A 14374-nucleotide genomic window follows, 5' to 3' on the forward strand; every position below is an offset into this window, starting at 1 on the left:
GTTTCCGTCTCCGGCCCCCTGTTGGAGCGGGGTTGGCCTTCCGGGCTTTCGCCTTTTCGGCCTTTCCGACTGTATCAGATCCACGCCTTGCCGATTCCGGCTCGAGCTTGGATTGCATTTCCCGTCGGAGGGGTTCGCCTTTCGGCTTTTTCCGACTTTATCAGAAGCTGATCGATTGAATTAATCGACCGTACTTCCGGTAAAGGATCGGATTGCGCCTCGCCGATATGAATTCCGGCCGAAGCAGAGAAGAGACTAACCGTCGCGGGCGAACATGTCTAGTTCGCGGCAACCGTTTGAATCTACCTCCCCATGCCACCCGTGTCAATGGGTTTGGTGGGGAGATGAGGACAGTAGCAGGTCAGCGGGGGTGGACGCACATCAGGCGGCGGTCGGTAGAGGGGCCTCGCGGTCCGGGGTGGCGAGGTCTCCGGCCTCGCCGGCGCGTACGGCGCGGCCTCCCAGGACGTAGACGTACAGGAGAAATGCCAGTTCGGCAGCGGCACCAATGGTGACGCGTGCCCAGGTGGGCAGGCCTGAGGGGGTGACGAAGCCTTCCAGTGCACCGGACAGGAACAGGACGGCGGCGAGGCCGATGGCGACGCCGAGGGCGGTGCGTCCTTCCTGTGCCAGGGCCGTGCGGCGGGTGCGGGGGCCCGGGTCGATCAGGGTCCAGCCGAGGCGTAGGCCGATGCCTGCGGCGATGAAGACGGCGGTCAGTTCCAGGAGGCCGTGCGGGAGGATCAGGCCCATGAAGGTGTCTAGGCGGCCGGCCGAGGACATCAGGCCGATGCCGACACCCAGGTTGAGCATGTTCTGGAAGAGGATCCAGAGGACGGGGACGGCGGCGAAGGCGCCGAGGACCAGGCAGAGGGCGACGGCCTGGGCGTTGTTCGTCCATACCTGGGCGGCGAAGGCCGCGGCGGGGTGGCTGGAGTAGTACGTCTCGTACTCGCCACCGGGGCGGGTCATGGCGCGGAGGTCCTCCGGGGCGCCGATGGCGGCCTGCACCTCGGGGTGTGCGGCGATCCACCAGCCCAGGAGGGCGGCGACGGTGAGGGAAAGGACCGCGGTGGGGATCCACCAGTGGCGCAGGCGGTAGACCGCTGCGGGGAAGGCGGTAGTGAAGAAGCGGGCGGCGTCGCGCCAGGAGGCCTTGCGGGCGCCCGTTACCGCGCTGCGGGCGCGGGCCACCAGGGACGTGAGGCGGCCGGTGAGTGCGGGGTCGGGGGCGGTGGAGAGGAGGAGGGAGAGATGGGTGGTGGTGCGCTGGTAGAGGGCGACGAGTTCGTCGGCCTCGGCGCCGGTGAGGCGGCGCTTGCGGCGCAGGAGGGCTTCGAGGCGGTCCCATTCGGCGCTGTGGGCCGTGACGAAGACATCGAGGTCCATGCGGAGTTCGCTCCTCGTAGCGCCGGGTGGGGTCTGGATCAGCTTGGCAGACTGGGCGGGACCTGCGTGGGGTGGGCGGGGATTGGCAGGCAGCGGGAGCGGAGAGGGAGTGAGCGCGGTGAATGAGCTGGTCACGGGTGAAGCGGTGGTGCTGGGGCTGCGGCCGGCCCGGCTGCCGAGTCGGGGGCTGGCGGTGATGGTGGATCTGGCCGTGGCCTGGGGGACGTATATCGCGGTGTCGTTGGTGCTGGTGAGCACGATGTCGTCGATGGACAGTGCGGCGCTCGCGGCGGCTTCGGTGGCGGCGTTCGTCCTGGTGCAGGTCGGGATACCGATCGCGATCGAGACGCTGAGCCAGGGGCGGTCGCTGGGGAAGGTGATCTGCGGCTTGCGGGTGGTGCGGGAGGACGGGGGGCCGATCCGATTCCGGCATGCGCTGGTGCGGGGGGCCATGGGGGCGATCGAGATCGTGCTGACGATGGGCGTCGTCGCGTCCCTTGCGTCGCTGGTGTCGGCTCGGGGGCGGCGGGTGGGGGACGTGTTCGCCGGGACGCTCGTCGTACGGGAGCGGATTCCGGTGGAGGAGGCGGTGGCGGAGCTGCCGGTTCCGGATCCGTGGCTGGAGGCGGAGGTCGAGGGGCTGGATCTTTCGCGGGTGCCGGACGGGTGGTGGATGACCGTACGGCAGTTCCTGGGGCGGATGGAGCAGCTGGATCCGCAGGTCGGCGGGGCGATGGCCGGGCGGCTGGCGGGGGATCTGCGGGGGTTCACGGGGGTGACGCCGCCTGCCGGGGTGCATCCGGCGGCGTACCTGGCGGCTGTGCTGGGTGAGCGGCAGGAGAGGGAGGCGCGGCGGGCGTTCGGGGTGGCTGGGGCGGCCAGGGCGGCTGGGGTAGTGGGTGCGATAGGGGGCACTGAGGTGGTTGGGGCGGCTTATGGGGGTGGGGCGTGCTCGGGGGCGGGGGCGGGGCCGTGTGAGGGTGCTTCGGGGGCTTCGCTGGCTGCGGAGGTTGTGCACGCGGGGGCCTGGGGGGCTTCGGGGGCTTCGGGTGAGGTTGGGGATGGTGTTTCGGTGGGGGTCGGTGGGGTTGTAGGGGTGGCGGGGCGGTGGGCACCGCCTGGGGGTGGGGCTGCCGGTGGGGTCGGTGTTGGTGAGGGGACGGTGCACCGCAGGGCGGCGGTGGCCGGGGATTCGTCGGGGGGTGAGAGGTCGTCCGTGGCTCAAGGTGGGGGCGGGCGTACGGAGGCTGGGGTGGAGCGGCAGGGCGGGGCCGACGGGGCTGGTGGGACTAGTGGGGTGGCGCGGACGGGGTTTGTGCCGCCTGTGTGAGGGGTGGGCGGCGGTGTAGGGGCCGGACGGTGGTGGGTGGGCGGCGGCATTGGTGGCCGGAAGTGGCGGGCGATGGCAGGCGGAGGTGTTGCGTGGGGGGGGCGACGGCGACCCCTTGCGGAGCACCTTGGCGCGCGGGACGGCGCGGCAGATCGGCCGAGGCGAAGGGCCATGCCGCGCAGGGTGCTTCGGGCGGAAGGCCGGGGGGGGCGCGGCCCCGTGGCCGGGCTTGTGCCTGCCGGTCGGGGCGCGGCCACGGCGCCCCGGCTCGGCCGGACGACCGGCGGTGCGGTGCTGTCGCCGTGGGTTTCTGCCGCACGGTCGTGGCTACGCCCCGCGGCCGCTGGACTACCGCCGGGCAACCGGAAGCGCGGCCACGTCTCCGGGCTGCGGCTGGATGGCTGTGGGGGGCCGCGTCGCCGGAATTCGCTGAGGGGAGGGCGGAGGTGGGAGCCGTCACTGGAGGCGGGGTGGAGCGGCGCGGTGGGGAGAGTAGTTCCGCAGGGGGGTGTGGGGCGAGGCGAGGGGGGAATGGCGGGCGGGGCCGGGCGGCGTTCGTCGTGGAGGGGTGTCAGGGGAACGTCGACGGTGGGGATTCGAGGGATTCGAGTTCGATGCCTGGGGCGGAGAGGACGACGTCGCCGGCGAGGTGGATGGTGTGCTGTTCGCCGGTCTCCAGGTCGTTGACCTGGTACTCGTCCGCGATGAGGGGGCCGTTGTCAGTGGCGTGTGGTGTGCTGGACAGCAGGGCCCAGGACTGGTCGAGGGTGCGGGGTGCGAGGACGGGGGGTGTGAAGGCGACGAGGCGGGTGCGGATGGCGCCGGCGCCGAGGGCGGGGCGCAGGAGACGCGCGGTGGCGATGAGGAAGGCGGGGGATGCGCCGGTGAAGGCGTGGGCGCGGGCGTTGCCTTCGGTGGCGTGTTCGCCGGTGGGGTCGGTGCGTACCCAGGTGACGCCGTCCAGGGCGGCGGCGCGAACCTGCCAGGAAGCGGCGTGGAGTTCGAGGCGGAGGGGCCGGCCGAGTTCGTCCAGGGTGAGGTCGACGGAGCCGGCGTGCTCGCCGGAGGGGGTGGTGATCTGTGAGACATAGCGCCAGCCGGAGGGGCCGGTGGCGCAGTGGAAGTGCTCTTCACCGAGGGGGGTGTGATCGTGCGGATCGTGGAGGGAGTAGTGGCCGCGGGGCATGGGGCGTGCAGTCCTTCGGGCGGCGAGGGGCCGGTGGGTTCGCCGACGGGGTCGCCGGTGGATTCGGGGGGCTTACGGGCCAGGCCCCCGCCGTGAGGGGCGAGGGCCTGGCTTCCGGGGTCACCGGCTGCTTGTGCGTGCCGTTCGCCGACCGTCAGGGAGCGGGTCCCTGAGGGCGACGGGCCGGCTCAGTAGCGGTAGTGGTCCGGCTTGTACGGGCCCTCGACCTGGACGCCGATGTAGGCGGCCTGCTCCGGGCGCAGCGTGGTGAGCTTGACGCCCAGGGCGTCGAGGTGGAGGCGGGCGACCTTCTCGTCGAGGTGCTTGGGGAGCACGTAGACGTCGGTCGGGTACTCCTCGGGCTTGGTGAACAGCTCGATCTGGGCCAGCGTCTGGTCCGCGAAGGAGTTGGACATCACGAACGACGGGTGGCCGGTGGCGTTGCCCAGGTTGAGGAGGCGGCCCTCGGACAGCACGATCAGGACCTTGCCGTCCGGGTGGGTCCAGGTGTGGACCTGGGGCTTGACCTCGTCCTTGACGATGCCGGGGAGCTGGGCGAGGCCGGCCATGTCGATCTCGTTGTCGAAGTGGCCGATGTTGCCGACGATCGCCTGGTGCTTCATCCGCGCCATGTCGGAGGCGAGGATGATGTCCTTGTTGCCGGTGGTGGTGATGAAGATGTCGGCGGTCTCGACGACGTCTTCGAGGGTGGCGACCTGGTAGCCGTCCATCGCGGCCTGGAGGGCGCAGATCGGGTCGATCTCGGTGATGATCACGCGGGCGCCCTGGCCGCGGAGGGACTCCGCGCAGCCCTTGCCGACATCGCCGTAGCCGCAGACCACGGCGGTCTTGCCGCCGATGAGGACGTCGGTGGCGCGGTTGATGCCGTCGATCAGCGAGTGCCGGCAGCCGTACTTGTTGTCGAACTTCGACTTGGTGACGGCGTCGTTCACGTTGATCGCCGGGAAGAGCAGGTCGCCGTCGCGCTGCATCTCGTAGAGACGGTGCACGCCGGTGGTGGTCTCCTCGGTCACGCCGCGGATCTCGGAGGCCGCGTTGGTCCACTTCTGCGGGGCCTCGGCGACGGTGCGGGTGAGCAGCTCCAGGATGGCGCGGTGCTCGTCGCTCTCGGCGGTCTCGACCGAGGGGACCTTGCCGGCCTTCTCGTACTCGACGCCCTTGTGGACGAGGAGGGTGGCGTCACCACCGTCGTCGAGGATCATGTTCGGGCCGCCGGTGGGCGAGTTCGGCCAGGTCAGGGCCTGCTCGGTGCACCACCAGTACTCGTCGAGGGTCTCGCCCTTCCAGGCGAAGACCGGGACGCCCTGGGGGCTGTCGGGGGTGCCGTTGGGGCCGACGGCGATGGCCGCGGCGGCGTGGTCCTGGGTGGAGAAGATGTTGCAGGACGCCCAGCGGACCTCGGCGCCGAGCGCCACCAGGGTCTCGATCAGGACGGCGGTCTGCACGGTCATGTGCAGGGAGCCGGTGATGCGGGCGCCGGCCAGCGGCTGGGCGGCGGCGTACTCCTTGCGGATCGCCATCAGGCCGGGCATCTCGTGCTCGGCGAGGGTGATCTCCTTGCGGCCGAAGGCGGCGAGGGAAAGGTCGGCGACCTTGAAGTCCTGGCCGGTGGCTGCTGTCGTCATGCGGGCTGCTCCTCGAGCGTCGCGTGGTTTTCGGGCTGGGCAGTCTGCGGCGCGGGCTGGGGTCTCCCCCAGCAATAGCTGGCGGAAGGAGCGTACGCGCTGGCGCACACACCTCTCCCCTGGCCGCAGCGCAGTCCGTCGGAGGCCCTCTCTCCCTCGGCCGGTCCGCGGGGCGAACCGCCCGACCGCCATCAGCAGCGACGTCTGGCACTGGTCACGAATCTACACCGATCGGCCCAGCGAACCCCAGCCCGGATGGGCCGGGGAGGGGGCGGGAACGGACAGGGAGCCTGAGTGCGGGGCGGGAAGCGGGTGGCGCGGGAAGCGGGTGGGACGGAGTCGGGAGGGGCGTCGGTCTGGGGGGAACCGGTCCGGGCGGCGGTGCAGGCCGGAGGGGGCACCCGCCAGGGGCGAGGCGGGGTGCGCGGAGGGCCGTACGGGGACGAGGCGGGATCGCGGACGGCCGTGCGGGGGCGCGACGGGGTGTGCGCGGCGGATCGTGCGGGACGAAACGGGACCGGAACGGGACCAGAGCGGGGCCGGAACGGGGCCGAAATGCAGGCTCATACGGGGCTGGATCCGTGCGGTCGTGGCTGGAGTGCGGCCGGTGGTGTGCGGTGGATTGCGCGGTCCGCCGGTGCGGTACGGGCCCGGCCCGGCCCGGTCCAGGGGCTATACCGGCGGTTGCGGGTGGGGCAGGATGCCCGGGGCGCGGGAACGGGAGAACCCTTGTACGGCCGCGCCGAGGTGCGTTAGGAGAACACGTGACGACGAGTCCAGCCGTTCCCCCCAAGGGCGCGGGGAAGAGCGGGCAGGGGCTGAAGCTGCTCGCGGTGACGGCCTGCCCGACCGGTATCGCCCATACGTATATGGCCGCGGAGAAGCTCACCCAGGCCGCGGAGTCCCTCGGGCATGCGATCAAGGTGGAGACCCAGGGGTCCATCGGGGCCGAGAACGTTTTGACTGACAACGATGTCAGAGACGCCGATTACGTCATCATCGCCGCGGACAAGGACGTGGACCGCGGGCGCTTCGCCGGCAAGAGGGTGCTGGCCGTAGGGGTCGCGGAGGGAATCCACCACCCCGAGGCGCTGATCGAGCGGGTGCAGAGCGCCCCGGTGTACGAGGGCGGCGGGGCGGCGGCCCCGGAGGGCGGCGGCAGGGAGCGGAGCGTCGCGTACAAGGCCCTGATGAACGGGGTCAGTTACATGATCCCGTTCGTGGTGGTCGGCGGGCTGCTGATCGCGATATCGCTGGCGCTGGGCGGGCATCCGCAGGCCGACGGGGGTCTGGTCATGCCGGAAGGGTCGTTCTGGAAACACGTCAATGACATCGGTGTCATCGGCTTCACGCTGATGGTGCCGATCCTGTCCGGCTATATCGCGTACGCGATCGGCGACCGGCCGGCGCTGGTGCCGGGCATGATCGGCGGCTGGATCGCCAACACCGGTGCGCTGTACGGGTCCAAGGCGGGCGCCGGGTTCATCGGCGCGATCGTCACCGGCTTTCTCGCCGGGTTTCTGGTGCAGGGGATCAAGAAGGTCAAGGTCCCCAAATTCGTCCAGCCGATCATGCCGATCATCGTGATCCCGATCGTGGCGACGACGATGCTCGGGCTGTTCTTCATCTTCGTGCTCGGCAGGCCGATTTCGTGGGTGTTCACGCATCTGACCGGCTGGCTCGGCGGGATGACCGGGGCCAGCGCGATCGTGCTGGGCGCCCTCCTCGGGCTGATGATCGCGTTCGATATGGGCGGGCCGGTCAACAAGACGGCGTTTCTGTTCGGTTCGGGGCTGATCGCGTCCGGCAACCAGACCGTGATGGGCATGTGTGCCGCCGCGATCCCGGTGATGCCGCTGGGGCAGGGGCTGGCCACGCTGGTCCGTAAGCGGCTCTATACGGAGCAGGAGCGGGAGACCGGGATGGCGTCGCTGTTCATGGGGATGTTCGGGATCTCCGAGGGCGCGATCCCGTTCGCGGCGGCGCGGCCGGCGCAGGTGATTCCGGCGAACATGCTCGGCGGCGCGGTGGCCGGTGCGGTCGCGGGGCTGGCCGGGGTGTCGGATGCGGTGCCGCACGGCGGGCCGATCGTGGCGGTGCTGGGGGCAATCGGCGGGGTGCCGATGTTCGTTGTTGCCGTGGTGATCGGTGCGGTGGTGACGGCGGGGACCACCGTGACGCTGGTGGATCTTGCGGAGCGGCGGAAGGGGCGACGGGGCGAGGCGGTTCCTGCCGGGGCGTCGGGTGAGGGCGATGGTGTCCGTTCCGGTGATGCTGGAGCGGCGAGTGGTTCTGACGGGGCGGGTGGTTCTGACGTCGCGGATGGTTCTGGTGTCGTGGACGGTTCCAGCGGCGCGGATGCTTCCGACGCCGTAGATGTTTCCGATGCGGTAGATGCTTCCGACGTCACGGATATCCCCTGCACCCCGGATGCCCCTGGTACCCCTGATGTCCTCTCCGGGTACGTAACCCCGCAGACCGTCAAGACCCAACTCGCCGCCGACGACAAGGAAGCCGCCATCCGCGAGATGGCCGAACTGGCGGCCGCTACGGGCAAGGTGGCGGACGTCGGGGAACTCGTACGGGTCGCGTTGGCGCGGGAGGCGCAGGGCAGCACGGGGCTGGGCGAGGAGATCGCCATTCCGCATGCCAAAACGGATGCGGTGACCGCGCCGGTCGTCGCCTTCGCGAGGTCGGCGGAGGGCATCGACTGGGGTTCGCTGGACGGGACGGCGGCCAAGCTGGTGTTCCTGATCGCGGTACCGGAGGCGGCGGCCGGGGACGAGCATCTGCGGATTCTGGCGCTGCTGGCGCGGAAGCTGATGGATACGGACTTCCGGGCACGGCTGCAAGAAGCGGCGGATGCGGCGGCGGTGCTGCGGGTCCTCGGGGAGATCACCTAGGGGGCGTTCGAACGGATCCCCTAGGGGATGGGTGCGCCCCTTGCAGGCCACAACGTGGCGGGCACGGACGGCTATTCCCGTAGGGACGGCTCTTCCCGTGGGGGACCACGGACGGGCCTTCCCGTGAGGAACCACAGACGGGCCTTCCCGTGAGGAACCACAGACGGGCATTCCCGTGGGGAACCGCAGACGGGCATTCCCGTGGGGGACCACACAGGTCCACAGTCGGGCATTCCCGTGACGGACCCCACACGGTCCACAGACAGCCATTCCCACGGGGCACAGCAAAGGCCCCCGCGCTCGGCAGGAGTGCGGGGGCCCGGCTGCTCACGGGACGATTCAGCGCCCGCCCGGGGTCGCCTCCGGGTCCGGGCCCGCGGCGGCCGCGGCCTCGCTGTAGATGTCGGGCTCCAGGTAGATCACCCGGGCGATCGGCACCGCGGCGCGGACGCGGACCTCGGCGGCGTCGATGGCCTTGGCGACCTCGGCGGCCGTGTCGTCGTGCGCGACCGCGATCTTGGCGGCGACCAGCAGCTCCTCCGGGCCGAGGTGGAGGGTGCGCATGTGGATGACGCGGGTGACGCCCTCGCCGTCGACGATCGCCGCGCGGATCGCGGCGACCTGCTCGGGACCGGCCGCCTCACCCAGCAGCAGCGACTTGGTCTCGGCGGCCAGGACCAGCGCGATCACCACCAGCAGGGTGCCGATGCACATGGTGCCGATGCCGTCCCAGACGCCGTTGCCCGTGAGGAGGGTGAGGCCGACGCCGAACAGCGCGAGGACCAGACCGATCAGCGCGCCGAAGTCCTCCAGGAGGACGACCGGCAGTTCGGGGGCCTTGGCGCGGCGGATGAACTGGCTCCAGGACTGCTTGCCGCGCAGCTCGTTGGACTCCTTGATGGCCGTACGGAAGGAGAAGCCCTCGGCGATCACGGCGAAGAACAGCACGCCGACCGGCCAGAACCAGTTGTCCAGCGGATGCGGGTCGTGGATCTTCTCGTAGCCCTCGTAGAGCGCGAAGACGCCGCCGATGGTGAACAGGACGATGGAGACGAGGAATCCGTAGATGTAGCGTTCGCGGCCGTAGCCGAAGGGGTGCTCGTCGGTGGCCGCGCGCTTGGCCTTCTTGCCGCCGAGGAGCAGCAGGCCCTGGTTGCCGGAGTCCGCGACGGAGTGCACGCCTTCGGCCAGCATGGACGACGAGCCGCTGAAGGCGAAGGCCACGAACTTCGCTGCGGCGATCGCCAAGTTGGCGCCCAGCGCCGCAACGATCGCCTTTGTCCCGCCTGATGCACTCATATGTGCCGCGTGTCCCTTCCGTCGACCGGGCTTTACCGCCCCTTTAATGCCGTGCGGCGGTCATTGTTGCAGCCCGGTCCTTCGGCGGTGCGAGGTGGCCAGGACGAGGCCGGACGGAACGGCTCCGTCCGCCGGTGCCCCGGGCACGGGGCTAGCCGGCGACCGTGGCGCGGAAGACGGTGGCGTCGCCGGTGAGGGTGACGGGGTCGCCGGGCGGCGCGAAGGCGGACTGGCCGGGGGTGAGGGTCAGGGTCTCGGTGGGGGTGCTGAGACGGGCCGTGCCTGCGGTGCAGAGCAGGATCTGCGGGGTGCGGGCCTCCAGGGGGCGGGGGGCGGCGCCCGGGGCCAGGACGAAGCGGGAGAGCCGGAATTCGTCGATGGGGGTCTCGTAGACCTCTTCGCCGTCGGGGGACGCCTCCGGGCGCATCACGCCGGGGTCGGCGGCCTCGAAGCGGACGATGCGCAGCAGTTCGGGGACGTCGATGTGCTTGGGGGTCAGACCGCAGCGCAGGACGTTGTCGGAGTTGGCCATCAACTCGACGCCGAGGCCGTTGAGATACGCGTGCGGGATGCCTGCGCCGAGGAACAGGGCCTCGCCGGGCTGGAGCCGTACGTAATGCAGCAGCATGGCGGCGAGGACGCCGGGGTCGCCCGGGTAGTGGTGAGCGATGGCGGCGTAGGCCGCGTAGTCGGCGGCGTGCGGGCCGCCTTGGGCGGCGAGGCGCTCGGCCGCGGCGGCGGCGCGTTCGACGGTGCCGGCGATCGCGTGGTGCTCGGCGGACAGGACCGCGGTCAGCACCTCGCGCAGCGCGGATTCCTCGGGGCTGGCGCGCAGGATGTCCACGAAGGGCTTGAGGTCGTCGACGGCCAGGCCCTCCAGGAGGTCGGCGGCCTGGGCCGGGTGCCGGAAGCCGCAGAGGCCGTCGAAGGGCGTGAGGGCGCAGATCAGCTCGGGCTTGTGGTTGGCGTCCTTGTAGTTGCGGTGCGGGGCGTCCCTGGGGACGTCGCGGCGCTCCTCGTCGGCGAAACCTTCCTGCGCCTGGGTCAGGTCGGGGTGGACCTGGAGCGAGAGCGGCGAACCGGCCGCGAGCAGCTTCAGCAGAAAGGGCAGGCGGGGGCCGAAGGCCCGTATCGTGTCCGCGCCCAGTTCGGCCTCGGGGTCGGCGTCGATCACCTCGGCCAGCGAGACGGGGCCCGCACCGCGGTCGATACGGGAGGGAGCCCCGGGGTGCGCGCCCATCCACAGCTCGGCCTGGGGTGCGCCGGTCGGCTCGACGCCGAGGAGCTCCGGGATGGCGGTGGTGGAGCCCCAGGCATAGGGGCGCACGGTATTGGCGAGGCGGTCCATGGGGCTGCTGCTCCTGGGGTGGGGTACGGGGAGGGGGCGTGCGGGTCCGGGCCCCGCCCCGGCCCCCACCCAATGATCACTCGGTGTCGGCAAGCGCCAGGTAAACGGCGGCGAAATCCGTGATGGCGAGCAGTTCCGTGGCGCATTCCAGGTCGCTGCCGGTTTCCGGCTGGAGTTCGCTGAGGGCGGTTTCGCATTCGTCGGCGAGCTCGTTGGCGGCGCGGGTGGCCGACAGGGGGCCGGCCTCCCGGCGGTCGCGCAGCAGGAGGATCCGGGCGTGCAGGGCGGCGGGCTGTTCGACGCGGTCGCGGAAGAAGTCCTCCGGGTCGGCGCCGGCGGCCAGCGAGCCGGCCAGCAACGGGCGGTGCGTGGTGAGCGCCTCGGGCAGCGCGGCGGCCAGGGCGGGGATGCCCGCCAGTCCGGCCAGCACGGTGGCGAAGTGGCGGCCGACGGCTCCGGCGACGGTGCCTTCGGTCCAGATCAGCGGCAGGGCCTCGGCGAGGTCGGCGGCCAGGGTCTTGGCCGGGTTGGTGTACGTGGCGATGGCCGGGCCGCAGCGTTCGGCGAGCTGGTCGAGATGGTCGGCGAGCCGGGTCAGCGCCTCCGGGGGCGCGGTGAGCAGGCCGATGCGGTCGGCGAGGGCGAGCAGCGGGATCAGCAGCGACCACAGGGTGCCGGGGGCGGCCGGGGGCGCGCCCTCGACGTCGAATTCGGCGTCGTACGGCGTGGTGGCCAGGGGGAGGGTCATCCCGCGGGCCTGGGTGACGGCCTCGGCGAGCGGGCCGGCGGCCGGGGTGACGGCGACGACGGCGCAGCCGCGGCGGTACGCCTGCTCGACCAGTTCGGCCAGGCCCGGGTCGGAGCCGTCGGGTGCGGCGAGCAGCAGCAGGTCCAGCGAGCTGGTCCAGCCGGGCAGGGTCCAGCGCAGGGCGCCGGGCAGCGGGGCGACGCCGGTGGGCGGGATGTGGCTTACCGGGCAGCTGCCGCCGCCGAGGGCGCTGAGGATGTCCGCCACGGCGGGGGCGGCGGGGCCGGGACCGGCGACGAGGACGGCGCGCGGCCGCCCGTCGGGGCTCATATCGGCGATTCCGGCATCGGCGGCACTACGGGCCGCCGTACGGACTCGGGCGCCGGATTCGGCCACGCCTCTCAGCAGTCCGTAACGGTCGGCGCCGGCCAGCGCCTCGGGAGCGTCGAGCAGTGACTCATCCAGCATGGTGGGCGCGGCCTCCGTTTGCCGGTACGGACAAAGGATCGCCGGGCGGCGCCGGGGCGGGCCCGGCGGCGCCCGGTCAGGCGGGGCGTCGGGCTTCGTCGACGAGGAGTACGGGGATGCCGTCCCGCACGGGGTAGGCAAGGCCGCAGTCGGCGGAGGTGCAGATCAGCTCGGCCGGGTCGGCCGCCGTGCGGTCCTCGAGCGGGGCGTGGCACGCCGGGCAGGCGAGGATCTCGATCAAGCTGGCTTCGACCGGCATGTCAGGCTGCTCCTTCGGGGTGATTGCGGCGTGGCCAGCGTACCGCCGTACGGGGTGCCCGGTCCTGCTCGGAGGAGATATGCGGAGGTGGGAGGGCCGCTGGGGGTGGCAGGAAAGATCCCCTAGGGGGTGGTCGAACAGATCCCCTAGGGGACGCGAGAGCCCCTTGCAGACCACAACGAGGCGGGGGCGGGCGGGATTCCCGGGGCGGGACGGGGGCGGACGAGACTCCCGCGACGGGACGGGATTCCCGCGACGGGACGGGGGCGGGCGGGACCCCCGCGACGGGACGGGGCGGGGCTCCCGCGACGAGCCGGGCCGGGCACGGTTCCCGTAGCGGGGCCGCCCGCCTTGCGTCACGTGCTGTCTAGCCGCGAATGATCCCCAGCGCCTCGTCCCGTACCCGTTCGACGGTGGCCGTATCGCGGGCCTCGGCGTTGAGTCGGAGGAGGGGTTCGGTGTTGGAGGGGCGGACGTTGAACCACCAGTCGGTGGCGGTGACGGTCAGGCCGTCGAGTTCGTCCAGGGTGATGCCCTCGCGGCCCTCGTAAGCGGCCTTGATGGCGGCGAGGCGGGCGCTCTGGTCGTCGACGGTGCTGTTGATCTCGCCGGAGGCGGCGTAACGGTCGTAGCGGTCGACGAGGCGGGAGAGCGGGCCCTGCTGCGCGCCGAGGGCGGCGAGGACGTGCAGGGCGGCCAGCATGCCGGTGTCGGCGTTCCAGAAGTCGCGGAAGTAGTAGTGGGCGGAGTGCTCGCCGCCGAAGATGGCGCCGGTCTTGGCCATCTCCTCCTTGATGAAGGAGTGGCCGACCCGGGTGCGGACCGGCTCGCCGCCGTTCTCCTTGACGACCTCGGGGACCGACCAGGAAGTGATGCAGTTGTGAATGATCGTTCCGCCGGGGTGCTTGGCGAGTTCGCGGGCGGCCACCAGGGCGGTGATCGCGGACGGGGAGACCGGGTCGCCGTTCTCGTCCACGACGAAGCAGCGGTCGGCGTCGCCGTCGAAGGCGAGACCGAGGTCGGCACCGGTCGCGCGGACCCGGGCCTGGAGGTCGACGATGTTCTTCGGGTCGAGGGGGTTGGCCTCGTGGTTCGGGAAGGAACCGTCCAACTCGAAGTAGAGGGCGTCCAGTTGGAGGGGCAGGCCCTCGAAGACGGTGGGGACGGTGTGGCCGCCCATGCCGTTGCCGGCGTCCACGACGACCTTCAGCGGGCGGAGACCGGTCAGGTCGACCAGGCCGCGCAGATGGTCGGCGTAGTCGGCGAGCACATCGCGCTGGGTGACGGCCCCGGTGGCGGCGACCGGCTCCGGTGCGCCGTGCTCGCGCCACTCCTCTACCAGGCGGCGGATATCGGAGAGGCCGGTGTCCTGGCCGACCGGTGCGGCGCCCGCCCGGCACATCTTGATGCCGTTGTAGCGGGCCGGGTTGTGCGAGGCGGTGAACATCGCGCCGGGCAGGTCCAGCGCGCCGCTGGCGTAGTAGAGCTGGTCGGTCGAGCACAGCCCGATCTCGGTGACGTCCGCGCCGCGGGCCGCCGCGCCGCGGGCGAAGGCGCGCGCCAGGCCGGGCGAGGAGGGCCGCATGTCATGGCCGGTGACGATCGCTTCCGCGCCGGTGACCTGGACGAACGCCGCGCCGAACAGTTCGGCCAGCGTCTCGTCCCACTGGTCGGGGACCACACCGCGCACGTCGTACGCCTTGACGATCTGCGACAGATCGGTCACTGCCGGGCCTCCTGGAATCGCTGAGTAGCTACGGAGACACAAACCTACCCCCGGCCGTCAGGTGCGGGACCG

The 14374-nt window shown here is 71.6% G+C and carries 10 protein-coding genes; 2 read left to right on the plus strand and 8 right to left on the minus strand.

The genetic code is table 11. From position 1 onward, the window contains the following. Positions 1–381 precede the first annotated feature (381 nt). Positions 382–1389 carry a stage II sporulation protein M gene (locus B1H19_RS16670; protein WP_083105485.1) on the minus strand — a complete coding sequence of 336 codons (1008 nt, stop codon included), beginning with the start codon at positions 1387–1389 and terminating at the stop codon, positions 382–384. 196 nt (positions 1390–1585) lie between these two features. Between B1H19_RS16670 and B1H19_RS40815 the strand changes: the two genes are divergently transcribed. Then, positions 1586–2719: an RDD family protein gene (locus B1H19_RS40815; RefSeq protein WP_418361514.1), complete on the plus strand. Its 1134-nt coding sequence runs from the start codon at positions 1586–1588 to the stop codon at positions 2717–2719. 571 nt (positions 2720–3290) lie between these two features. Here the strand turns inward: B1H19_RS40815 and B1H19_RS16680 are convergent. Both B1H19_RS16680 and ahcY read right to left on the minus strand, forming a co-directional pair. After that, positions 3291–3905, minus strand: coding sequence for a hypothetical protein (locus B1H19_RS16680; protein ID WP_083105486.1), 615 nt, complete (start codon positions 3903–3905; stop codon positions 3291–3293). Positions 3906–4093: 188 nt separating this feature from the next. Beyond that, positions 4094–5551 carry an adenosylhomocysteinase gene (gene ahcY, locus B1H19_RS16685; protein WP_083105487.1) on the minus strand — a complete coding sequence of 486 codons (1458 nt, stop codon included), beginning with the start codon at positions 5549–5551 and terminating at the stop codon, positions 4094–4096. A gap of 833 nt (positions 5552–6384) precedes the next feature. On the opposite strand from ahcY, the gene B1H19_RS16690 reads away from it, so the two are divergent. Continuing rightward, complete coding sequence (locus tag B1H19_RS16690) at positions 6385–8454, plus strand: fructose-specific PTS transporter subunit EIIC (protein WP_418361515.1); 2070 nt, start codon at positions 6385–6387, stop codon at positions 8452–8454. A gap of 339 nt (positions 8455–8793) precedes the next feature. Here the strand turns inward: B1H19_RS16690 and B1H19_RS16695 are convergent, their stop codons facing one another. The 5 genes from B1H19_RS16695 to B1H19_RS16715 form a co-directional block, all read right to left on the minus strand. Then, the gene (locus B1H19_RS16695) at positions 8794–9753 is read right to left on the minus strand and encodes a cation diffusion facilitator family transporter (protein WP_083105489.1); all 960 of its coding nucleotides are present in this window, start codon (positions 9751–9753) and stop codon (positions 8794–8796) included. 151 nt (positions 9754–9904) lie between these two features. After that, positions 9905–11101 carry a mannose-6-phosphate isomerase, class I gene (manA, locus tag B1H19_RS16700; RefSeq protein ID WP_083105490.1) on the minus strand — a complete coding sequence of 399 codons (1197 nt, stop codon included), beginning with the start codon at positions 11099–11101 and terminating at the stop codon, positions 9905–9907. Between the two features lie 76 nt (positions 11102–11177). Beyond that, the gene (locus tag B1H19_RS16705) at positions 11178–12317 is read right to left on the minus strand and encodes an SIS domain-containing protein (RefSeq protein WP_083105491.1); all 1140 of its coding nucleotides are present in this window, start codon (positions 12315–12317) and stop codon (positions 11178–11180) included. Between the two features lie 76 nt (positions 12318–12393). Continuing rightward, complete coding sequence (locus B1H19_RS16710) at positions 12394–12576, minus strand: Trm112 family protein (RefSeq protein ID WP_030072967.1); 183 nt, start codon at positions 12574–12576, stop codon at positions 12394–12396. 367 nt (positions 12577–12943) lie between these two features. After that, complete coding sequence (locus tag B1H19_RS16715) at positions 12944–14302, minus strand: phosphomannomutase/phosphoglucomutase (RefSeq protein ID WP_083105492.1); 1359 nt, start codon at positions 14300–14302, stop codon at positions 12944–12946. Between the last annotated feature and the right edge of the window lie 72 nt (positions 14303–14374).

Origin of the sequence: Streptomyces gilvosporeus, from assembly GCF_002082195.1 — a bacterium.
Taxonomy (GTDB): Bacteria; Actinomycetota; Actinomycetes; order Streptomycetales; family Streptomycetaceae; genus Streptomyces; species Streptomyces gilvosporeus.